The sequence below is a fragment of the Pseudoroseomonas cervicalis genome (assembly GCF_030818485.1).
Lineage (GTDB): Bacteria > Pseudomonadota > Alphaproteobacteria > Acetobacterales > Acetobacteraceae > Pseudoroseomonas > Pseudoroseomonas cervicalis_A.
Genome location: NZ_JAUTAJ010000004.1, coordinates 893,210 through 914,822 on the forward strand (window position 1 = coordinate 893,210; position 21,613 = coordinate 914,822).

General features: G+C 72.1%; 18 protein-coding genes and 2 pseudogenes. 9 read left to right on the top strand and 11 right to left on the bottom strand.

The features are described 5' to 3' along the window. Positions 1-11: 11 nt before the first annotated feature. A complete protein-coding gene (locus tag QE401_RS08030) occupies positions 12-806 on the bottom strand; it encodes a 3-hydroxybutyrate dehydrogenase (RefSeq protein ID WP_307137706.1) in 795 nt (264 codons plus the stop codon). Between the two features lie 44 nt (positions 807-850). Further along, complete coding sequence (locus tag QE401_RS08035) at positions 851-2,272, bottom strand: FAD-dependent oxidoreductase (RefSeq protein ID WP_307137707.1); 1,422 nt, start codon at positions 2,270-2,272, stop codon at positions 851-853. 424 nt (positions 2,273-2,696) lie between these two features. On the opposite strand from QE401_RS08035, the gene rpmH reads away from it, so the two are divergent. The 5 genes and pseudogenes from rpmH to yihA all read left to right on the top strand — a co-directional run bounded on the left by rpmH (position 2,697) and on the right by yihA (position 6,075). Next, on the top strand, positions 2,697-2,831 hold the full coding sequence (rpmH, locus tag QE401_RS08040) for a 50S ribosomal protein L34 (RefSeq protein WP_307137708.1): 135 nt from the start codon (positions 2,697-2,699) through the stop codon (positions 2,829-2,831). Positions 2,832-2,860: 29 nt separating this feature from the next. Continuing rightward, a pseudogene (rnpA, locus tag QE401_RS08045) lies at positions 2,861-3,190 on the top strand (ribonuclease P protein component); the annotation flags it as partial. A 101-nt stretch (positions 3,191-3,291) separates the two neighbouring features. Next, positions 3,292-3,630, top strand: coding sequence for a membrane protein insertion efficiency factor YidD (yidD, locus tag QE401_RS08050; protein WP_307137710.1), 339 nt, complete (start codon positions 3,292-3,294; stop codon positions 3,628-3,630). A 13-nt stretch (positions 3,631-3,643) separates the two neighbouring features. Continuing rightward, complete coding sequence (yidC, locus tag QE401_RS08055; RefSeq protein ID WP_307137711.1) at positions 3,644-5,413, top strand: membrane protein insertase YidC; 1,770 nt, start codon at positions 3,644-3,646, stop codon at positions 5,411-5,413. Then, entirely contained in the window at positions 5,410-6,075 is a 666-nt protein-coding gene (yihA, locus tag QE401_RS08060) for a ribosome biogenesis GTP-binding protein YihA/YsxC (protein ID WP_307137712.1), read from the top strand. The genes yidC and yihA overlap by 4 nt, the downstream gene beginning before the upstream one ends. 41 nt (positions 6,076-6,116) lie before the next feature. Here yihA and QE401_RS08065 read toward each other — a convergent pair whose 3' ends face one another. Beyond that, complete coding sequence (locus QE401_RS08065; RefSeq protein WP_307137713.1) at positions 6,117-6,656, bottom strand: YfaZ family outer membrane protein; 540 nt, start codon at positions 6,654-6,656, stop codon at positions 6,117-6,119. 307 nt (positions 6,657-6,963) lie between these two features. Here QE401_RS08065 and argB point away from each other — a divergent pair, with 307 nt between their 5' ends. The 4 genes from argB to QE401_RS08085 all read left to right on the top strand — a co-directional run bounded on the left by argB (position 6,964) and on the right by QE401_RS08085 (position 11,609). Next, positions 6,964-7,848 (top strand): acetylglutamate kinase, encoded by an 885-nt coding sequence (gene argB / locus QE401_RS08070; protein WP_307137714.1) that lies wholly within the window; start codon positions 6,964-6,966, stop codon positions 7,846-7,848. Between the two features lie 133 nt (positions 7,849-7,981). Next, positions 7,982-8,809, top strand: a complete 828-nt coding sequence (gene dapD / locus QE401_RS08075) for a 2,3,4,5-tetrahydropyridine-2,6-dicarboxylate N-succinyltransferase (protein WP_307137715.1) — start codon at positions 7,982-7,984, stop codon at positions 8,807-8,809. Between the two features lie 13 nt (positions 8,810-8,822). Further along, a complete protein-coding gene (gene dapE, locus QE401_RS08080; RefSeq protein WP_307137716.1) occupies positions 8,823-9,953 on the top strand; it encodes a succinyl-diaminopimelate desuccinylase in 1,131 nt (376 codons plus the stop codon). A gap of 276 nt (positions 9,954-10,229) precedes the next feature. Further along, positions 10,230-11,609, top strand: a complete 1,380-nt coding sequence (locus tag QE401_RS08085) for a PleD family two-component system response regulator (protein WP_307137717.1) — start codon at positions 10,230-10,232, stop codon at positions 11,607-11,609. 112 nt (positions 11,610-11,721) lie between these two features. Here the strand turns inward: QE401_RS08085 and rpmG are convergent, their stop codons facing one another. The 8 genes and pseudogenes from rpmG to QE401_RS08125 form a co-directional block, all read right to left on the bottom strand. After that, a complete protein-coding gene (rpmG, locus tag QE401_RS08090) occupies positions 11,722-11,889 on the bottom strand; it encodes a 50S ribosomal protein L33 (RefSeq protein WP_007002299.1) in 168 nt (55 codons plus the stop codon). Positions 11,890-12,022: 133 nt separating this feature from the next. Continuing rightward, a complete protein-coding gene (locus tag QE401_RS08095) occupies positions 12,023-12,739 on the bottom strand; it encodes a S41 family peptidase (RefSeq protein WP_307137718.1) in 717 nt (238 codons plus the stop codon). A 148-nt stretch (positions 12,740-12,887) separates the two neighbouring features. After that, a pseudogene (locus tag QE401_RS22970) lies at positions 12,888-13,550 on the bottom strand (PDZ domain-containing protein); the annotation flags it as partial. 56 nt (positions 13,551-13,606) lie between these two features. Further along, positions 13,607-15,844, bottom strand: a complete 2,238-nt coding sequence (gene rnr / locus QE401_RS08105; protein ID WP_307137720.1) for a ribonuclease R — start codon at positions 15,842-15,844, stop codon at positions 13,607-13,609. Positions 15,845-15,846: 2 nt separating this feature from the next. Then, complete coding sequence (gene topA / locus QE401_RS08110) at positions 15,847-18,603, bottom strand: type I DNA topoisomerase (protein ID WP_307137721.1); 2,757 nt, start codon at positions 18,601-18,603, stop codon at positions 15,847-15,849. Positions 18,604-18,660: 57 nt separating this feature from the next. After that, positions 18,661-19,755: a DNA-processing protein DprA gene (dprA, locus tag QE401_RS08115; protein WP_307137722.1), complete on the bottom strand. Its 1,095-nt coding sequence runs from the start codon at positions 19,753-19,755 to the stop codon at positions 18,661-18,663. After that, complete coding sequence (gene plsY / locus QE401_RS08120) at positions 19,752-20,339, bottom strand: glycerol-3-phosphate 1-O-acyltransferase PlsY (protein ID WP_307137723.1); 588 nt, start codon at positions 20,337-20,339, stop codon at positions 19,752-19,754. Before plsY ends, dprA begins: the two co-directional genes overlap by 4 nt. Continuing rightward, positions 20,336-21,613 (bottom strand): dihydroorotase, encoded by a 1,278-nt coding sequence (locus tag QE401_RS08125; RefSeq protein ID WP_307137724.1) that lies wholly within the window; start codon positions 21,611-21,613, stop codon positions 20,336-20,338. Before QE401_RS08125 ends, plsY begins: the two co-directional genes overlap by 4 nt.

The following is a 21,613-nucleotide window of genomic DNA, read 5'->3' on the forward strand; positions in this document are numbered from 1 at the left end:
GCGAGGTCGGTTCAGGCCGCCACCCAGCCGCCATCGATCGACAGGGCCGAGCCGTTCACCGCGCCGCTGCCCGGGCCGCAGAGATACAGCGCCATCTGCGCCACCTCATCGACCTCGACCCAGCGCTTGCTGGGCTGCTTGGCCAGCAGATAGTCCTTCAGTGCCGCCTCCTCGGACACGCCATGCTTCTTGGCCAGCGGGCCGACCTGCGCCTCGGCCAGCGGGGTGCGGACGAAGCCGGGGCAGATGGCGTTGCAGGTGATGCCGGTCTGCGCCACCTCCAGCGCGATCACCTTGGTCATGCCGACCACGCCATGCTTGGCGGTGACATAGGCGACCTTCTCCGGCGAGCCGACCAAGCCATGCGCCGAGGCGATGTTGACGATGCGGCCCCAGTTGCGCGCCCGCATGCCCTGCAGCACCGCCTTGCTGGCGTGGAAATTGGCCGAGAGGTTGATGGCGATGATGGCGTCCCATTTGTCGTCGGGGAAATCCTCGACCGCGCTGGTGAACTGGATGCCGGCATTGTTCACCAGGATGTCCACCTGGCCGAGCGTCTCCGCCGCCTCGGCGCACATGGCGCGCACCTGGTCGGGCTTGGACAGGTCGGCGGCGGAGTGCGGCGGCAGGCTGCCATCGCCGGCCTCCGCCACGGCGCGGCGGGCGGCCTCGATCTCCTCGGGCTTGCCGAAGCCGTTCAGCATGACCTTCGCCCCGGCCGCGGCCAGCAGCCGGGCGATGCCGAGGCCGATGCCGCTGGTGGAGCCGGTGACCAGGGCGGTCCGGCCGGCGAGACTCTGCTCCATGCGAGGCACTCCTTGCTTGCGCGGCGGACCGCGCGGGAAAACGGTCAGGGTAGGCGGGTGGCCCACCCGGCCAGGCGGCGCATGATCGGCCTCGTCAGCCTGGACGTATAGAGGGCGGCCGCCGCCTGGCGCAGCGCCTCCGCCCGGCTGGGCGAGGCCAGGGGCAGCTCCGCCAGGGCGGAGAGCGGCAGCCTGCGCCCGATCATCAGCCCCAGCGCCGCCGCCAGCTCCCCGGCGCCGCGGCCGAGCAGCCCGGCGCCGAGCAGCCGGCCCTGTCCATCTAGCACCAGCTTGACCATGCCGGCGGTGTCGCCCTCGGCGATGGCGCGGAGATTGCCGGTGAAGCCCTGGCGCTGGATGCGCGGGCTGTGCCCGGCGGCGCGGGCCTCCGCCTCGGTCAGGCCGATCTGTGCCAGCTCCGGCGCGGTGCCGATCAGCCGGGGCAGGGCGGCATCGTCCAGCCGCGCCGGCAGGCGGAACAGCATGGAGCGCACCAGCAGCGCGGCATGCTGCCCGGCGGCATCCGAGGCATGGCGCGGGTCGACGCCCTGCGGATCGGCGATGTCGCCGGCGGCCCAGATCCGGCGGTTGCTGGTGCTGCGCAGGTCGCGCCCGGTGTCGATGCCGCGCGGCGTGGCGGCTATGTTGGCGGCCGGCAGGTCCAGCGGCGCCAGGCGCGGCGCATGCCCGACGGCGAAGAGCAGATGCGACCCGGCGAGCCGCGCCCCGCCCTCCATCACCACCGCCAGGCCGTCGGGCGCCGGCTCCAGCGCCACGGCGCGGCTGTTCTCCAGGATCTCGACCCCGTCCTGGCGCAGCTGCTCACGCAGCGGCAGGCGGAACTCCGGCTCCGCATCGGACAGGATGTTCGGTGCCGCCTCGATCAGCGTCACCTTGCAGCCGAGTCGGGCATGCGCCTGGGCCATCTCCATCCCGGTGGCGCCGCCACCCAGCACCAGCAGGTGGCGCGGCGGTTCTTCCAGCTCCAGCAGTGTCTCGCGCGTCAGCCAGGGCAGGCCGACCAGCCCGGGCAAATCCGGCACCACGGGCGCGCGCCCGGCGGCGATGACGGCACGGCGGAAGGAATGGACGCGCCCTGCCGCCTCGATCCGGTCGGGGGCGACGAAATGCGCGCTGGCCTGCACCAGGGTGATGCCGGGGCCCTGCGGCCGCGCGGCCGATTCGGCCGCCAGCGCCGCCGCGCCGGCCTCGCGCAGATGGCGGCGCAGCGCCGTCCAGTCGATGCTGGCGCCCTCCGCCCGGATGCCGAGCGCCGTGCCGCGCAGGGCTGCGGCGCGGTGCGCCGCGGCCAGCAGCGCCTGGCCCGCAGCCTTGCCGCGCCCGAAGCCGTCCTCCAGCCGGTCCCGCTCGAACAGCACCACCGTCAGGCCGAGGGAAGCGGCGGTGGCAGCCACCGAACGCCCGGCGGCACCGGCGCCGATGATCGCCACATCATGGTCAGGCATGGGAGAATCCTTCTCGGCAGACAGCGCCCCGCCCCGCCGCCGGCACCGCGGCAGGGCGCGGAAGGTGGCGGGTCGCGGGGCGGGGGCAGGATGCGCAGCCGGGCCGCGGGCGCAAGCGCGGGCGGCGGCGGCCGGTCCGCGCGGCGGAAACGTGCCGGCGCGGCGGGGCATGGCGGGCGGCAGGGCACCCCAGTGGGGCGGGCGACGGGGGGATTCGCATTCTCGCGCCCGAGATGGGGCCGCCGGCCGCCGGGCGGAAGGGCCTGCCATGCCGTGCCGTCCATGCCGTCTGCGGTTGACGCGACGCGATGCACCTCCCTATACGTCGCCACCTTCGCCGGGCGCCCCAGGGTGGTCCGGCTTGTGCCGTGGCGGTCTTCGGGGCGCGCACGGTCCCGATCTCGATCTTACGGAGTAGCGCGTCGTGAAGCGTACCTATCAGCCGTCCAAGCTCGTCCGGAAGCGCCGGCACGGTTTCCGCGCCCGCATGGCGACGGTCGGCGGCCGCAATGTGCTGGCCAGCCGCCGCGCCAAGGGCCGCAAGAAGCTCTCCGCCTGAGCTGATCCAGGCGGAGCCGACAGTCCGCCATGGCCTCGCCGCCTCGCCTGAAGCGGCGGCGCGAATTCCTTCGCGTCGCCGGCAAGGGCAGCAGAGCCGCAAGGCCCAGCCTGGTGTTGCAGGCCCTGCCGGAAACGGCGGGGCCGCTGCGCGTGGGCTTCACCGCGACCAAGAAGCTGGGCAATGCCGTGGTGCGCAACCGCGCCAAGCGCCGGCTGCGGGAAGCCGCGCGGCTGCTGCTCGGCCAGGACGCCCCGCCCGGCTGGGACCTGGTGCTGATCGGCCGGGAGGGCACCGGCAGCCGCCGCTTCGACCAGTTGCTGGCCGATCTGCGCGGGGCGCTGCGCCAGGCCGGGGTGCTGCCCCAGGGGAGCCATGGCCAGGGCAGCCATAGCCAGGGCGGCGCCGGCCAGTCCGGTTCCGCCGGCCCGCGCCCGGCTCAGCCGCCCGCGGCCCGGCCATGAACCGCCTGCGCAACGGCTGGCGGCGCGATCCGGCGGCCCTGTTGCTCAAAGGGGCGGTCCGCGGCTACCAGCTGACGCTCCGCGGGGTGATCGGCAGCCATTGCCGCTTCTACCCGCATTGCAGCGCCTATGCGATCGAGGCGCTGGACACCCATGGCGCGGCGCGCGGCTCCTGGCTCGCCGCACGGCGCATCCTGCGCTGCCATCCCTGGCATGCCGGTGGCTACGACCCGGTGCCGCCGGCGGCCGCGCAAGCGACCCGTTTTCCTGAGGACCCCGAGCCGGCGTCCTCCCCATGCCCGCCGCCCCGCGCGGTGGCCCAGAACAAGGCCTGACGGCACGGATCCGATGGACCAGAAGCGACTCCTCGCCGCGATTGCGATTTCGATCGGCATCCTGCTCGCCTTCGACCTGTGGAAGCGCGAGACCACGCCGCCGGCGCCCGACGCGCCCGCCGCGGTCACCCAGCAGGCGCCCACGCCCACCGCCCCGGCGGCGGTGGCGCCCGCCAACCCCGGCAGCAGCGATGCCAACGCCGCTGCCCAGGCCAACCGCCCGCCGCCGCAGCGGCTGCGGGTGGAGAGCCCGCGCGTCTCCGGCAGCATCCTGCTGCGCGGCGCCCGGCTCGACGATCTGGTGCTGAAGGATTATCGCGAGACGACGGCCGCCTCCTCGCCGCTGGTGCGCATGTTCGCCCCGCGTGAGGAGCTGCAGCCCTATTTCGCGCAGTGGGGTTGGTCCGCCGCCGATGGCCGCACCCGCGTGCCGGACAACGAGACCGACTGGACCGCCAGCGGCGGCCCGCTCGGCCCCGACAGCCCGGTGACGCTGTCCTGGGAGAACGGCCAGGGCCAGACCTTCCAGATCGTGCTGAGCCTGGACCGGAACTTCATGTTCCAGGCCGAGCAGCGCGTCATCAACAGCGCCGCCGATCCGGTGCTGGTGCTGCCCTGGAGCCGCATCCGCCGCGAGCGCACGCCGCATGTGGCCGGCTTCTACATCCTGCATGAGGGCTTCGTCGGCGTGCTGAACGGCCGCCTGACCGAGCAGACCTACAAGGCCGCCAAGGATGAGGGTGCCCGCACCCGCGGCGTGGCGCTGGAGCAGGAGACCAGCGGTGGCTGGGCCGGCTTCACCGACAAGTACTGGCTGGCCGCCATCGCGCCCGTCGATGCCGCGCAGCCGCTGCGCGCCGCCTGGCGCCATGTGGCGGAGAATGGCGAGGATCGCTGGCAGGTCGATTTCGCCACCCCGCAGCCACAGACCGTGGCGGCCGGGGCCACCGGCAGCATCTCCACCCGGCTCTTCGCCGGCGCCAAGGAGGTGCATCTGCTCGACGCCTATCGCGACAATCTGGGCATCACGGATTTCGACAAGGCGATCGATTTCGGCTGGTTCTACTTCCTGACCAAGCCGTTCTTCTATGCGCTGGACTACCTGTTCAAGCTGTTCGGCAATTTCGGCATCGCCATCCTGGTCTTCACCGTGGCGCTGAAGCTCGCCTTCTTCCCGCTGGCCAATAAGGCCTACAAGTCGATGGCGCGGATGAAGGTGCTGACGCCGAAGATGCAGGAGATCCGCGAGCGCTATAAGGACGACCCGGCCAAGGCCCAGTCGGAGATGATGGCGCTGTACCGGTCGGAGAAGGTCAACCCGGCCTCGGGCTGCCTGCCGATCCTGATCCAGATCCCGGTCTTCTTCGCGCTGTACAAGGTGCTGTTCGTCACCATCGAGATGCGGCACGCGCCGTTCTTCGGCTGGATCCGCGATCTCTCGGCGCCCGACCCGACCAATCTGTTCAACCTGTTCGGGCTGATCCCGTGGGACCCGCCGGCGCTGCTGCACATGCCGGTCTGGGCGATCATCATGGGTATCACGATGTTCGTGCAGCAGAAGCTGAACCCGGCCCCGGCCGATCCGATCCAGGCCAAGATCTTCACCTGGATGCCGGTCATCTTCACCTTCATGCTGGCCAGCTTCCCGGCCGGGCTGGTGATCTACTGGTCCTGGAACAACCTGCTCTCGGTGGCCCAGCAGTGGTACATCATGCGGCATGAGCGCGAAGCGCGGCGCCAGGAGAAGGCGCTGAGCAAGACCGGCGCGAAGGCCAAGGGGTGAGCGGGGGCCTGCTGGAGGCGCGCGACGAGGCCGAGCGCGCCGAACTGATCGAGCAGGGGCGGCTGCTGTTCTGCCGCCCCTGCCAGTTCTTCTTCGCGGCCCAGCGGCTGGACCAGCTGCCGGAGCCGCGCCTGCCGGAGGTGGCCTTCTGCGGCCGCTCCAATGTGGGGAAATCCTCGCTGGTGAACGCGCTGACCGGGCAGAACAGCCTGGCGCGCGTCTCCTCCACCCCCGGCCGGACGAAGCAGCTGAACTTCTTCGACCTGGGCGGGCGCCTCACCCTCGTGGACATGCCGGGCTATGGCTATGCCCAGGCCTCCAAGAGCGTGAAGGAGGATTGGCAGGGGCTGATGTTCGAGTTCCTGCGCGGCCGGCCGGTGCTGCGCCGCGTGGTGCTGCTGCTGGATGCGCGGATCGAGACCAAGGAGAGCGACCGCGCCGCCATGAAGCTGCTGAACGAGGCGGCGGTGAACTTCCAGATCGTGCTGACCAAGGCCGACAGCGCCAAGCCCTACTGGCTGAAGCAGCGGCAGGAGGAGGCGGCGGCGCTGGTCAAGCAGCACACCGCCGCGCATCCGCTGGTCATCACCACCAGCAGCGAGACCGGGCTCGGCATTCCCGAGCTGCGGGCCGAGCTGACCGCCCTGGCCGAACCGGCCTGAGGCGAACCGCCCCGGGGCCTGTCCCCGGGGCGGTTCGCGCTTCAGAAGCGCAGCGCGCCGCCGACGAAGAAGCCCTTGGCCAGATCGGCCTCGCCGCCGCCCTCGCGCGTTTCCATCCGCTCGATCCGGTAGCCGCCCTGGACCGACAGGAAGGGCAGCACATTGGCCGTCAGCCGCGCCGAGGCGGAGCGGTAATCGCCACGGTCGCCGCTGGCCAGTTCGCCGGGCGCGTAGCTGGCATCAACCCCTGCCGACAGCAGCCCCGGGATCAGCCCGAGCGAGGCCGAGGCGCCGAGCCCGGCGCCGATCTCTCCATCGCCCCGCACCGGGCGGGTGTAGATGCCCTTGGCCTGCACACCCACCGTCAGCGGCCCGAGCCCGATGGACGGCCCGACCCCCAGATCCACCACATCGCCGCGCCCGTTGCGGTCGGTCCAGCCGGCGGAGAGGTCGACCGGCCCCAGATCGGTGCGGCCTTCGAAGCGCCGGTAATTCTCGCCCAGGCTGGCGGACAGGTCGGTGGCCAGGGCCGCCGGGGCCATGCCCAGCAGCAGCAGGGCAGGGAGGAGGACGATGCGCATGCGAAATACCTATGAAGCCGTGATAAGCAAGACGGCTAAGCGCTTAACATTGCTTGGACCTGGGGTGAAGCCATGCCCGGCCCGGCCCGCCATCCGCCACGCCTGCCGGGGCGTGGCCGTGGTCCTTACGCTTGCGGGCCTGGCGTGCCTGGCCGCCCCGGCAGGCCTTGCCGCGAGAGGCGCACCCTTCGCCCATGGCCCCCGGAGGCTTCCCGGAGACCGCCGGCGGCCCGGCTGGCCCGCCCTTGACCCCCCCGCCATGCTTCCCTATGGCGAAGCGCCACACGGGACCGGACAAGGCAAGGTCATGACCGACGACGCGCGCAACCAGATGGAAATCCTCGCCGGTTCGCTGCCCTTCCTGAAGCGATATGACGAGCAGATCGTCGTCGTGAAGTATGGCGGCCACGCCATGGGCGAGGAGGCGGCCGCCGCGCGCTTCGGCCGCGACATCGCCCTGCTGGAGCAGATGGGGGTGAACCCCGTGGTCGTGCATGGCGGCGGCCCGCAGATCAACGCCATGCTGAAGCGGCTGAATGTGCAGTCGACCTTCGTCAACGGCCTGCGCGTCACCGACGCGGCGGTGGTGGATGTGGTCGAGATGGTGCTCTCCGGCACCGTCAACAAACAGGTCTCCGATTGCATCACCCGCGCCGGCGCCATCTCGGTCGGCATTTCCGGCAAGGATGGCGGGCTGATCCGCGCCCGCAAGCTGACCCGCACCTATCGCGACCCGGAGAGCAACATCGAGAGGGTGCTCGACCTCGGCTTCGTGGGCGAGCCGGAGCAGGTCGACCCGCAGGTGCTGGAACTGCTGATCGCTGCCGACATCGTGCCGGTGGTGGCGCCCGTCGGCGTCGGCGCCGATGGCCAGACCTACAACATCAATGCCGACACGGCCGCCGGCGCCATCGCCGGCGCGCTCAGCGCCTCCCGCCTGCTGATGCTGACCGACGTGCCCGGCGTGCTGGATGCCGAGAAGAAGCTGATCCCGGAGATGACGGTGGCCGAGGCGCGCGCCGGCATCGCCCAGGGCTGGATCTCCGGCGGCATGATCCCGAAGATCGAGACCTGCATCTACGCCATCGAGCAGGGGGTGAAGGGCGCCGTCATCGTCGATGGCCGCGTGCCGCATGCCGTGCTGATCGAGCTGTTCACCGATGGCGGCGCCGGCACGCTGATCGTGCCCTGAGGCCAAGGGCAGCGCGGCCCTGCGCCGCGCTGCAGGGCCGCCGGGGCGGCCGAGGCTGCCGCCAGCGTTGACAGGGCCGGCAGCCACCCCGATACCCGCGCGACCTTTCTCCTCCGACGCGGGATGATCAGCCATGGACCTTGCCGCCACCATCGCAGCGCTGTGGGAGCGCCGCGCCGAGCTTTCGCCCGCCACCCGGGGCGCCGAGCGCGAGGCGATCGAGAGCGCGCTGGAGCTGCTCGATTCCGGCCGCGCGCGCGTGGCGGAGCCGGACGGGCAGGGCGGCTGGAAGGTCAATCAGTGGCTGAAGCAGGCGGTGCTGCTCTCCTTCCGCCTGGAAGACTCCAAGGTCATGCCGACCGGCTTCGGCGCCTATGACAAGGTGCCGCTGAAGTTCGCGGACTGGGGCGAGAACCGCTTCCGCGAGGCCGGCTTCCGCGCCGTGCCCGGTGCCGTGGTGCGCCGCTCCGCCTTCATCGGCAAGGGCGTGGTGCTGATGCCCTCCTTCGTCAATCTCGGCGCCTATGTCGACGAGAACACGATGGTCGACACCTGGGCGACGATCGGCTCCTGCGCCCAGATCGGCAAGAACTGCCACATCTCCGGTGGCGCCGGCATTGGCGGCGTGCTGGAGCCGCTGCAGGCCAATCCGGTGGTGATCGGCGACAATTGCTTCATCGGCGCCCGGTCCGAGGTGGCCGAGGGCGTGATCGTCGGCGAGGGCTCGGTGTTGTCGATGGGCGTGTTTCTCGGCGCCTCGACCAAGATCGTCGACCGCGCCACGGGCGAGGTCTTCATCGGCCAGGTGCCGCCCTATTCGGTGGTGGTGCCGGGCAGCCTGCCGGGCAAGGCGCTGCCGGATGGCAGCCAGGGCCCCGGCCTCTACTGCGCCGTCATCGTCAAGCGGGTGGATGCGCAGACCCGCAGCAAGACCTCGATCAACGAGCTGCTGCGCGACTGAGGAGCCGACGGCCATGGACCCGCTTCCGCTGCTGCAGGATCTGATCCGCTGTCCGAGCGTGACGCCCGCGGAGGGCGGCGCGCTCGGCGTGCTGGAAGCGGCGCTGCGGCCGCTCGGCTTCACCTGCACCCGGCTGGTCTTCGGTCCGGCCGGCGAGGAGGTGGAGAACCTCTTCGCCCGGCGCGGCAGCGGCGCGCCGCATCTCTGCTTTGCTGGCCATACCGATGTGGTGCCGCCTGGCGATGCCGCGCTGTGGAGCACGGACCCCTTCGGCGCCGAGCTGCGCGACGGCTTGGTGATGGGCCGCGGGGCCACGGACATGAAGGGTGGCATCGCCGCCTGGGTCGCCGCCATCGCCAGCCTGCCGGCCGACCTCCCCGGCAGCCTGTCGTTGCTGATCACCGGCGATGAGGAAGGCCCGGCCCGGTACGGCACCGTGAAGGTGCTGGAATGGATGGCCGAGCATGGCCACACGCCGGATCTCTGCATCGTCGGCGAGCCCACCAGCAAGGCGGTGCTGGGCGACACCATCAAGATCGGCCGCCGCGGCAGCCTGAACGCCGCCATCACCCTGCAGGGCGTGCAGGGCCACGCCGCCTATCCGCAGCGCGCCGACAACCCGGTGCACCGGCTGGTGCGGGTGCTGCACCGGCTGACGGCGCAGCCGCTCGATTCCGGCAGCGACTGGTTTGAGCCCTCGACCCTGCAGGTGACCAGCGTCGATGTCGGCAACCCGGCCACCAATGTCATTCCCGGCACGGCGCGGGCGCAGCTGAACATCCGCTTCAACGATCTGCACAGCAGCGACAGCCTGATCGCCATGCTGCATGCCGCCCTGCAGGCGGAGGAAGCGCGCTACACGCTGGAGGCCAGCTGCTCCGGCGAGAGCTTCCTGACCAAACCCGGCCCCTTTGTCGAGACGCTGCGCCAGGTGGTGGAGCAGGTCACGGGCGTGGCGCCGCAGCTCGACACCGGGGGCGGCACCTCGGATGCGCGCTTCATCACCCGCCACTGCCCGGTGGCCGAGCTCGGCGCCGTTGGCGCCACCATGCACAAGGCCGACGAATCGACGCCGGTGGAGGAGCTGCGCGCCCTGTCGCGCCTCTATGCCGGGCTCATCCAGGCGCTGCTGACACGCATCTAGACGGTTCCGGACGCGTCAGCGCGCCTGGGATCCGTCGCGGGCCCATGGCGCACCGGCCGATCGTTGCGGGCTGTGGCCGAACGGTCCTGTTGTGCTATGCTCGCGACAATGTCAGGTGCGTCCTGATCCGTCCCCGGGCTGCCCCCTCGGCACCCGCCCGTGGGCGGCGATCGGGCTGCGGGTCCGCAGCCCCATCCTCTTTCAGTGCAACATGCCCAGCAAAAGGCTGCGGCTCGGCCATGTCATGGGGCCCCAGCGGAGAGAGAACGAGCTGGCATGAGTGCGCGGATTCTGGTCGTCGATGATATCGCCGCCAATCTCCGGTTGCTGGAGGCGCGGCTGAACGCCGAATACTACGAGGTCGCCCTGGCCTCTTCCGGCCCCGAGGCGCTGAGCCGCGCCGAGGACTGGATGCCGGACATCATCCTGCTCGACGTGATGATGCCGGGCATGGATGGCTACGAGGTCTGCCGCCATCTGAAGGCAAGCCCGGCGACGGCGCATATCCCGGTGGTCATGGTCACCGCCCTGGTCGACGCGACCGAGCGGGTGCGCGGGCTGGAGGCGGGGGCGGATGATTTCCTCTCCAAGCCGGTCGACCATTCCACCCTGTTTGCCCGGCTGCGCGCGCTGCTGCGGGTGAAGCAGGTGATGGACGCGTTCCGGCTGCGCGCCGAGACGGCGCTGGATCTGGGTTTCGAGCCGACGCCGCCGCCCTCCGAGCAGATCGCCGGCGCCAGCATCCTGCTGGCGACCGAGGATGTGAACGAGGCCGAGCTGCTGACCGGCGTGCTGGCGGTGGATGGCGTGACGCTGCGGCTGACCGCGACCGCCGCCCAGGCCTGGCAGGCGCTGTCGGAGGGTGGCTTTGACCTGGCGCTGCTCAGCCTGTCGCTGGATGGCGGGGAGGGGCTGCGCCTCGCCTCGCGCCTGCGCGCCCAGGCCGGGACGCGCGACCTGCCGGTGCTGCTGATCGCCGATGCCGACCAGCGGGCGCTGGTGCTGCGTGGCTTCGACCTCGGCGCCAATGACCATGTGCTGCGCCCGGTGGACCCGAACGAGCTGCGGGCGCGGGTGCGCAACCAGGTGCGCCGCCGCCGCTACCAGGAGCGGCTGCGCGCCGAGCTGGATCGCTCGCTGGAGCTGGCGGTGACCGACAGCCTGACCGGGCTGCGCAACCGCCGCTATGTCACCCGGCACCTGGAAGGGCTGCTGCGCAACGGGCCGGCGGCATTGCTGATGCTGGATGTCGACCGCTTCAAGGCGGTGAACGACACCTATGGCCATGGCGTCGGCGACATCGTGCTGCGCGAGGTGGCGGCGCGCATGAAGCACCATCTGCGCGATGTCGATGTGGTGGCCCGTTTCGGCGGCGAGGAATTCGTCGTCGCCATGGCGGGCGCCACGCAGGAGGAGGCGCTGCAGATCGCCGACCGGCTGCGCCTGTCCATGGCGGAGAATCCGGTGCCGATCAGCCCGGAGCGCCGCCTGGGCATCACCGCCAGCATCGGCGTGGCCCTGGCCAAGGGGGGCGAGGCCCTGCCGCGGCTGATGGCAGCGGCGGATGCGGCGCTGTACCGGGCCAAGGCGAATGGCCGCAACCGGGTGGAGCTGGCCTGCGGCGAGGATTGGGCGCACCAGGACGGCGTCGCCTGAGCGGCACAGGCTGACCGGGAGCCCGGCCAGCCTGACTGCCCCGAAAAGCAGAAGGCCGCCCGGTGGGGCGGCCTTCGGCGTTCAGGCATCGCGCCGTGGCCGGCGCGGCACCTTACTTGATCTTGGATTCGCGGAACGCGACATGCTTGCGCGCGACGGGGTCGTACTTGCGCATCTCGAGCTTGCCGGTGGTGTTCCGGGTGTTCTTCTTGGTCACGTAGAAGTACCCGGTGTCAGCGGTGCTGACGAGCTTGATCAGAATCGTGTTCGACTTGGCCATGACATTCTTCCGTGGGCGCCGACGGGCACCCCAAGCCTGGCGGCAGAAGGCCGCGCACCCGGGTGCGACGCGAGAGGCCGCAACCTAGCCATCTGGGCCGGTCAGTCAAGGGAAAGGTGGCGCCGCGGCCCTGTCAGCGGGGCAGAGCGGCCCTGTAGGCACCGGGATTGTCGAGCAGCGCGCGCGCCGCCTGGAGGTCCAGCTCGCGCCCCTCGGCCGGCGGGCAGGTGCCGCGCAGCGCCGCCACCTCGCTGGCCGGCACCGGCGCGCGGGCGCGGCGCTGGCGCTGCAGCACCGCCCCCATCGGCGCCATGCCGGCCCCCAGCGCCTGCAGCCCGCTGCGCGCCGCCTCCAGCCCCAGCGAGGTGCAGAGCGCCGGCAGCACGCCAAGCCCCTGCACCGGCCAGCCGGCGGGCGCCAGGACACGCGACCAGGAGATCAGCACCTCCGCCCCGTTGGAGAGCGGGATGACCACCTGGATCAGCCCCTTGCCCAGCGTCGCGCTGCCCACCACCACGGCGCGGCCACGGTCGCCGAGCGCCGCCGCGACGATCTCGGCGGCGCTGGCGGTGCGGCCATCGACCAGCACCACCAGCGGCCGGCCCTGGGCCAGGTCGGTGCCGGCGGCGTCCCAGACCCGGCGGGCATCGGGGTGGCGGCCGATGCTCTGCGCCACCAGCCCATCCGACAGGAAGGCATCGGCCACGCTCATCGCCTGGCTCAGCACGCCGCCGCGATTGCCGCGCAGGTCCAGCACCAGCCCGCGTGGCGGGGTCGGCGAGGAGAAGGCATTGGCCAGCGCCTCGCTCAGCTCCTCCGTGCTGCTGGCGGAGAAGACAGGCAGGCGCATCCACAGGATGCCGTCCTGCAGCTCGGTCAGCAGCGGCTGCAGCGCCTGGCTGGCGCGGGCGCAGCACCACGCGCAGGCGCTGGCTGCCGCGGCGCAGCTCCAGCGCCACCTCGCTGCCCGGAGGGCCTTCCAGCATCTCCGCCGCCATGATGATGCGGCGGGCGCTGACCGGTACGCCATCGATGCTGCGCAGCTCGTCGCCCTCGCGCAGCCCGGCGCGGGCGGCCTCGCCCTCCGGCTGCAGCGTGGCGATCACCAGCCGGTCCTGCGCCCCGGCCGCGACCCGCAGGCCGAGGCCCGACTGGCCGACCCGGCGCTGCCGCGCCTGCCAGGCCTCCTCGGCGGTGATGTAGCGGCTATAGGGGTCGAGATGGTTGAACACCTCCTCGAACCCCGCCTGCATCACCCGCTCCACCCCGGCGCGGCGCAGGGCGGGGGAGGCGGTCCAGGCCTCGGCATAGAAGGCGGAGAGGCTGTCGGCCAGCGCATCGGCCGGGTTGCGCGGCGCGGCCGGGCGGCGCGCGCCCTCGGCGGGCGGCAGCGGCGCGTCGGGCAGCGGCGCCTCGCGCAGCGTGGCGCCGTCCTGGCGCAGCCTCAGCTGGCCGTTCTGCACATCGGCGGCGAAGCCGGTGTCGAGCGCGCCAAGGCCGCGCAGCGACCACAGCGCCAGCTCGCCTGGTGCCGCCACTTCCAGATGGCGCTCGAGGATGGCGGCAAAGGCCTCGCGCAGCACCAGACGGATCTGCGGCCGGGAGAAGCCGGTCTCCTGCTGCGCGGCGGCGGGAAGCGGCCAGGCCGAGAGGAGCAGCATGCCCAGCAGCAGCACGGCCAGCAGCAATCCTGACCGCGGGGCGAAGGCGGGGCGGGCTAGCGCGCCGTGCTGCCGCGCCCGGCGGTCGCGGCTCCCTTGCTGCGGTCCCTCTTCGTACCCTTCTCGTCCCTGGGCGCGATTCGCCGCACCCGGCTGCGCCGCGCGCCGGGGGGCGGCGCGCCTTGCAGCAGCTCGAAGACCAGCCCGCCCGTCAGCGGCATGGCGTCGGCCAGGCGCAGCTCCACCTCCTGCCCCAGGGTGAAGGCAAGGCGCGTGTAGCGACCGGAAAGCCGTCTTTCGGCTTCCTCGAAGATCCATTGATCGTCCGGCAGGGATGACAATGGCACGAGACCGCCCGCGCCATTCTCCTCAACCGTGACGAACAGACCGAAGCGTGTCACCCCCGAAATGCGCGCAGCGAACATGCTGCCGACGCGTGACGCCATGTGCAGCGTCAGATAGCGCTCCACCGCCTCGCGCTCCGCCGCCGCGGCGCGGCGCTCGGTGCGGGTGATGTGCTCGGCGGTGTCGGGCAGGCGGGTGATCTCCGCCTCGGTCAGCCCGTCGGGGCCGAGCTTCAGGCCGCGGATCAGCGCCCGGTGCACGACCAGATCGGCATAGCGGCGGATCGGGCTGGTGAAATGCGCGTAGCGGGACAGCGCCAGGCCGAAATGGCCGATATTGTCCGGCGCATAGGCGGCCTGGGACTGGGCGCGCAGCACCGTCTCATGCAGCAGCCGCGCCTCGGGCCGGCCTTCGACCTTCTCCAGCAGCCGGGCGAAGTGGATCGGCCGCAGCTCCCCCGCCGCCGGCAGGTCGAGATCGAGCGAATCGAGGAATTGCCGCAGCCCCTCCAGCTTGGCGTCGGAGGGGCGGTCATGCACGCGGTAGAGCAGGGGCTGGGACAGCCGCTCCAGCTCCTCCGCCGCGCAGACATTGGCGGCGACCATGAACTCCTCGATCAGCCGGTGGGAATCGAGGCGTTCGCGCGGCAGCACGTCGCGCAGCTGCCCATCCGGGTCCAGCAGCACGCGCCGCTCCGGCAGGTCGAGGTCGAGCGTGCCGCGTTTCTGGCGCGCCGCGTGCAGGGCGGCGAAGGCGCCGTAGAGATGCGCGATCTCCTCGCCCGGCAGCTCCGGCGGGGCGCCCTGGTCGCGCGCCGCCTGCACCTGCTCATAGGTCAGCCGGGCCAGGGAGCGCATCAGCCCGCGGCCGAAGCGGTGGCCGAGCTTCTGGCCGTTGGCGTCGAAGCGCATCTCGACGAAGAGGCAGCCGCGCTCCTCGCCCGGGCGCAGGCTGCACAGCCCGTTGGACAGGGCCTCGGGCAGCATCGGCACGACGCGGTCGGGGAAGTAGACGCTGTTGCCGCGGCCCCAGGCGGCGCGGTCCAGCGCGCTGTCGGGGCGGACGTAATGGGCGACATCGGCGATGGCAACGACCACGCGCCAGCCGCTGCCCTCCGGCGCCGCCCAGACGGCGTCGTCGAAATCCCGCGCATCCTCGCCATCGATGGTGACCAGGCGCAGGTCGCGCAGATCCTCCCGCCCGGCCAGCCCGACCGGCGCGGCGGCCTCGGCCTGGGCGACCGCCTCGGGCGGGAAGGCATCGGGAATGCCATGGGCGTGGATGCAGAGGATGGAAACGGCGCCCGCCGCCTGCATGGGTCCGAGGCGCTCGACGATGCGCGCCGGCTGCAGGCCGAAGGGGCGGCCGGGCAGGGGTTCGGCCAGCACCAGCTCGCCCGGCTCGGCACCGGCGGTATCCTCGGGCGCCACGCTCCATTCGGCCTTCTGGCGGCGGTCGGTCGGCTGCAGCCGGCCTTCCTGGTAGACGCCGAGGATCCGCGCCCCCTCCGAGCGGCCGAGCCGCTTGAAGCTGCGTCCCTCATAGCGAGAGGGGCCGATCGGCTTCAGCCGCGCCATCACCCGCTCGCCGGGCGCCAGCGCCGGCTGGCCCGGCCGCTCGGGCCGCATCAGCACCAGCGGCGGACGGCCCTCGCCCTGCCAGTGCAGCGGGCGGGCCATCGGCTCGCCATCCGGGCTGATGCCGAACACCTCGACCGGTGCCATTTCCGGCAGCGCCTCGCGGTGCCGCAGCTGCTTGCCGCCGGCGCGCAGCAGGCTGCCCTCGCGCTCCAGCTCGCGCAGCATGTCGCGCAGCGCCGGGCGCTGATCGGTGGTCAGGCCGAAATGGCGGGAGATTTCGGTCTTGCCGACGCGGCCGGGCGCCTCCCGCAGGAAGCGCCGCAGCGCGTCGCGCGAGGGCAGCGGGGCCGGGGGCGTCTCCCCGGCCACGCCTACGCCTTCGCCTTGGCGGCTGCCTTGGCCTTGGCCGGAGCCTTCGCCGCCGCCTTCGGCTTGGCCGCGACGCTCTTCGCCGCAGCCGCCTTCGGCGCGGCCTTGGTGGCGGCCGCCTTGGCCGGCGCCTTGCGGGCCGGCTTGGCCGTCTCGGTGCCCTCGGCCGCAGGGGCCGCCTTTGCGGTGCGCGCCTTGCCCTTGGCGGCGCCCTTCTTGGCGCCCAGCGGCGGCAGCTTCTTGCCCTTCTCGGCCAGCAGCTGCACCGCCTGCTCCAGGGAGATCTCCTCCATGGTCAGGTTGCGCGGCAGGCTGGCCACCATGCCGGCATGCTGGGCGTAGGGGCCGAAGCGGCCGCGCTTGATCTCCACCGGCTCGCCATCCCTCGGATGCGGGCCCATGCTGCGCAGCTTCGCCTTGGCGTCCGCCAGCAGCGCCACGGCGCGGTTGATGCCGACGGTCAGCACGTCGTCATCCTTGTCGAGCGACTTGTAGATGCTGCCCATCTTCACATAGGGGCCGAAGCGGCCGATGGCGGCGGAGATCTCCTCCCCCGTCTCCGGATGCAGGCCGACGATGCGCGGCAGGGCCAGCAGCGCCAGCGCCCGGTCGAGATCGAGTGTATCCGGGTCCATGCCGCGCGCCAGGCTGGCTCGCTTCGGCTTGGTCGGCTTGCCCTTGGCATCCGTGCCGCCCTCGCCGAGCTGCACATAGAGGCCATAGGGGCCACGGCGCAGCGTCACCGGCGCGCCGGTCACCGGATCGGTGCCCAGCTCCTTGATGCCGCCGGCCAGCGCGCCCTCCTGCTCGGCTTCCGCACCGGAAACCGACAGCGGGCGGGTGTGGCGGCATTCCGGATAGTTGGAGCAGCCGATGAAGGCGCCATTGCGCCCCAGCCGCAGGCCGAGCCTTCCATTGCCGCAGGCCGGGCAGGCGCGCGGGTCGCCGCCATCGGCCGGGGCGGGGAAGAAATGCGGCCCCAGCTCCTCATCCAGCGCGTCGATGACCTCGCTGATGGTGAGGTCCTTGGTGGCGGCGATGGCGGCGTTGAAGTCGCGCCAGAACTGCCGCATCACCTCCCGCCACTCGGCGCGGCCGCCGGAGATGTCGTCGAGCTGCTCCTCCAGCGTCGCGGTGAAGCCGGTATTGACGTAGCGCTCGAAGAAATTGACCAGGAAGGCGGTGACCAGCCGGCCGCGGTCCTCCGGCACGAAGCGCCGCTTGTCCAGCTTCACATAGTCGCGGTCCTGCAGTGTCTGCAGGATGGAGGCGTAGGTGGAGGGGCGGCCGATGCCGAGCTCCTCCATCTTTTTCACCAGGCTCGCCTCGGAATAGCGCGGCGGCGGCTGGGTGAAGTGCTGGTCGGCCTGGGCGGCGGAGAGCTTCGCCGGATCCTTCTCCCGCATCGGCGGCAGGGTGCGGGTGTCCTCCTCCTCGCCGGCGCTGGCACCGGCCGGGGCGTCGTCCACATCCTCGCGGTAGAGCTTGAGGAAGCCGTCGAAGGCGATGACGCTGCCATTGGCGCGCAGCCGCGCCCGGCCGGCCTCGTCGGCCAGATCGACCACGGTCTGGTCCAGCTCGGCCGACTGCATCTGGCTGGCCACGGCGCGCTTCCAGACCAGCTCGTAGAGCCGGCGCTGCTCGGGGTTCAGGAAGCGGGCCACCTGCTCCGGCGTGCGGGTCACGTCGGTGGGGCGGATCGCCTCATGCGCCTCCTGCGCGTTCTTGGCCTTGGAGGAATATTCACGCGGCGCGGCCGGGATGTAGTCGGGGCCGAAGCTCTCCTTCACATGGTCGCGGATGGCGAACATCGCCTCCCGCGCCATCTGCACGCCGTCGGTCCGCATATAGGTGATCAGGCCGACCGTCTCGCCCTGCATCTCCACGCCCTCGTAGAGCTGCTGCGCCAGGCGCATGGTCTGCTGCGCGCCGAAGCCGAGCTTGCGCGAGCTCTCCTGCTGCAGGGTGGAGGTGGTGAAGGGCGGCGGCGGGTTGCGCCGGCTGCGCTTCTTCTCGACGCTGGCGATGCTGAAGCGCCCGGCCTCCACCGCGGCCTTGGCGCGCATCGCGCCGGCCTCGTCCGGCAGGTCGAACTGGTCGAGCTTCTTCCCCTCAAGATGCGTCAGCCGGGCGGAGAAGGGGGCGGCGTCGGCGGTGAGGAAGCGCCCCTCCACCGTCCAGTATTCCCGGGCCCGGAAGACCTCGATCTCCGCCTCGCGCTCGCAGATCAGCCGCAGCGCGACCGATTGCACGCGCCCCGCCGAGCGGCTGCCCGGCAGCTTGCGCCACAGCACGGGGGAGAGGGTGAAGCCCACCAGGTAGTCCAGCGCGCGGCGGGCCAGATAGGCCTCGATCAGCGGGGTATCCAGGTCGCGCGGATGCGCCAGCGCGTGCTGCACGGCGCGCTTGGTGATCTCGTTGAAGGTGATGCGATGGACCTGCACCCCCTTCAGCACGCCCTTCTGGCGCAGCATCTCCTGGACGTGCCAAGAGATCGCCTCGCCCTCGCGATCAGGGTCGGTGGCGAGGTAGAGGTTGCGGGCGCCGCGCAGCGCCTTGGCGATGGCGGCGACCTGCTTCTCGCCCCGGTCCTCGGAGCTCCAATCCATCGCGAAGTCTTCCTCGGGACGGACGCTGCCATCCTTGGGCGGCAGGTCGCGCACATGGCCGAAGCTGGCCAGCACCGTGAAATCCTGCCCGAGATACTTGTTGATGGTCTTCGCCTTGGCCGGCGATTCGACGACGACGACGTCGGTCATGGCGGGTGCGGTGCGCTCTCTCTTGTCGCCTGCGGGCGTTGCGGCCTGGCGGTGTCTTTACCGTAATCCGCTGCGGACCACGCGGTTGCCTGGAAGGGTTTCGATCCGCCCTTCCAGCTCCAGATCGAGCAGGAGCGCCTGCACCGCAGCGGCAGAGAGGTGGCAGCGTCGCAACAGCTCGTCAACCACAACCGGAGAACTCCCTATCAGATCAAGCAGTTGTCCGGCCTCGTCGGAGGCGGCGGCCAGCGGCAGGGCGGCTTCCACCGGCGCCGGGCGGCGCGCCGCCACCCCTGGACGGCGCGGTGCGGCGGGCAGGGTGTCGAGCACGTCCTGCGCCCGCTCGGTCAGCTGGGCGCCGTGCCGCAGCAGGTCGTTGGAGCCGGCGCAGCGCGGGTCGAGCGGGCTGCCCGGCACCGCATAGACCTCCCGCCCGGCCTCCAGCGCCAGCCTGGCGGTCATCAGCGTGCCGGAGCGCAGCCCGGCCTCGATCACCACCACCCCCAGGCTGAGGCCGGCGATGATGCGGTTGCGGCGCGGGAAATGCCGGGCGATGGGCGCGGTGCCGAGCGGCGCCTCGGCCAGCACCAGCCCGCGCTCGGCGATCAGCGCCTGCAGCTCGGCATGCTCGGGCGGGTAGGCGCGGTCCAGACCGCCGGGGATGACGGCGATGGTAGCCCCGCCGCGCAGCGCGCCGCGATGCGCCGCCCCATCCACCCCGCGCGCCAGGCCGGATGTGACCACCAGCCCGGCTTCGGCCAGCGCCTCGGCCAGGTCTTCCGCCATGCGGCGGCCGAGGGCGGAGGCGTTGCGGGCGCCGACCAGCGCCACCTGCGGCTGCAGCAGCAGCGCCGGATCGCCGATGCAGGCCAGGGCCGGCGGGGCGCTGTCCAGCTCGGCCAGCAGGGGCGGGTAGCCGGGCTCGCCCAGGAAGAGGAAACGTCCGCCCATGCCCTCCACCTCCTCCATCTCGCGGTGGATGGCGTCGGCAGGGGGCGGGGCCAGGCTGAAGCCGCGCTGCGGCAGGGTGGGAAGGGCGTCCAGCGCGGCCTCGGCGGAGCCATGGCGTTCGAGCAGGCGGCGGAAGGTGAGGGGGCCGACCCCCTCCGTCCGCGCCAGGCGCAGAAGCGACAGCGCCGCCCTTGGCTTCACCTTTTCTTCTCGCCGATCCTCGGTTCGGTGCCGGCCATCAGGCGGCGGATATTCTCATGATGCCGGGCGATGATCAGCAGCGCCAGCACCAAGGCGAAACCGGCCAGCAGAAAATCACCCGAGAGGAGAGCGACGACCGGCGCCGCGGCGCAGGCGGTGAGCGCTGAGGCGGAGGAGATGCGCGTCACCCTGGCCATCACCAGCCACAGCACGGCGCAGATCAGCCCCACCCACCAGGCGGCGGCCAGCAGCACGCCGGCGCCGGTGGCCACGCCCTTGCCGCCCTTGAAGCCCAGCCAGACGGGAAAGAGATGGCCGATCAGCGCGGCGAGGCCGGCGACCAGCCCGGCCTCCCGCCCCCAGAGCGCCCCCAGCAGCAGCACCGGCACCACGCCCTTCAGCGCGTCCAGCAGCAGCGTCGCCGCCGCCACCTTCTTGTTGCCGGTGCGCAGCACATTGGTGGCGCCAATATTGCCGCTGCCGATCTGGCGGATATCGCCGAGGCCGGCGGCGCGCGTCAGCAGCAGCCCATAGGGCACCGAGCCGGAGAGATAGCCGAGCAGGGCCGCCAGCAGCAGCATCATGCGCCGAACACCCGGCGGCCGGCCTTCCAGGTGCCGAGCACCTTGCCCTCCAGCGCCCGCCCGTCGAAGGGCGAGTTCTGCGCCTTGCCGGGCAGCCGGCCGGATTCGACCTTCCAGGCCCGCTCCGGATGGAACAGCACCAGGTCGGCCGGCGCGCCGCGCTCCAGCCGCCCCACCGGCAGGCCGAGCAGGTCGGCCGGGCGGCTGGTCAGCAGCGCCAGCGCGGCGCTGAGCGAAAGATCGCCCCCATGCACCCGCGCCAGGGTGATGCCGAGCAGGGTGGCGAGCCCGGTGCCGCCGGCCGAGGCCTGGGCGAAGGGCAGGCGCTTGTCGTCCGGATCGGCCGGCTGGTGGTCGGAGGCGATGGCATCGATCGTGCCATCGGCGAGTGCGGCCACCACCGCCAGCCGGTCCGCCTCCCGCCGCAGCGGGGGCGAGAGCTTGGCATAGGTGCGGAAATCGCCGATCGCCGTCTCGTTCAGGTCGAAATAGGGCGGCGCGGTGTCGCAGGTGACGGCCAGCCCCTCCGCCTTGGCGCGGCGGATCAGCTCGAGCGCCTCGGCGGTGGAGACATGGGCGAAATGCACATGGCCGCCGGTGAGGCGGGCGAGCGCGATGTCGCGCGCCACCATCATCGATTCGGCCGCCGGCGGGATGCCGGGCAGGCCGAGGCGGGTGGCGAGTTCGCCCTCGGTCGCGGCGCCGCCGCGGGCCAGGCTCGGCTCCTCCGGATGCTGCACGACGAAGCTGCCGAAGGCCCGGGCGTAGGACAGGGCCAGGCGCATGGTGCGGGCGCTGGCGATCGCCTTGGTGCCATCGGTGAAGGCGATGGCGCCGGCCTCCTTCAGCAGGCCGAACTCGGCTATCTCCTGCCCGGCGCAGCCCTTGGTGGCGGCGCCATAGGGCAGGACGGACAGGCTGCCGGTGGCCTCGCCCTTGCTGCGGACGAATTGCACCAGGGCCGGATCGTCCAGCACCGGCTGGGTCTCGGGCAGGGCGCAGAGGGTGGTGATGCCGCCCGCCGCCGCGGCCTGGGCCGCCGATTCGATGGTCTCGCGATACTCGGCGCCCGGCTCGCCCAGGGCGGCGCGGAGGTCGACCAGGCCGGGGGCCAGCACGGCGCCGCCGCAATCGATCACCTCGGCCCCGTCGGGCTGGCCCAGGCTGCCGCCATGGTCGGCGATGACGCCGCGGCTGACCAGCAGGCTGCCCGGCGCGTCCAGCCCGGTGGCCGGGTCCAGTAGGCGGGCATTGACGAAGATCGTGTCAGGCAT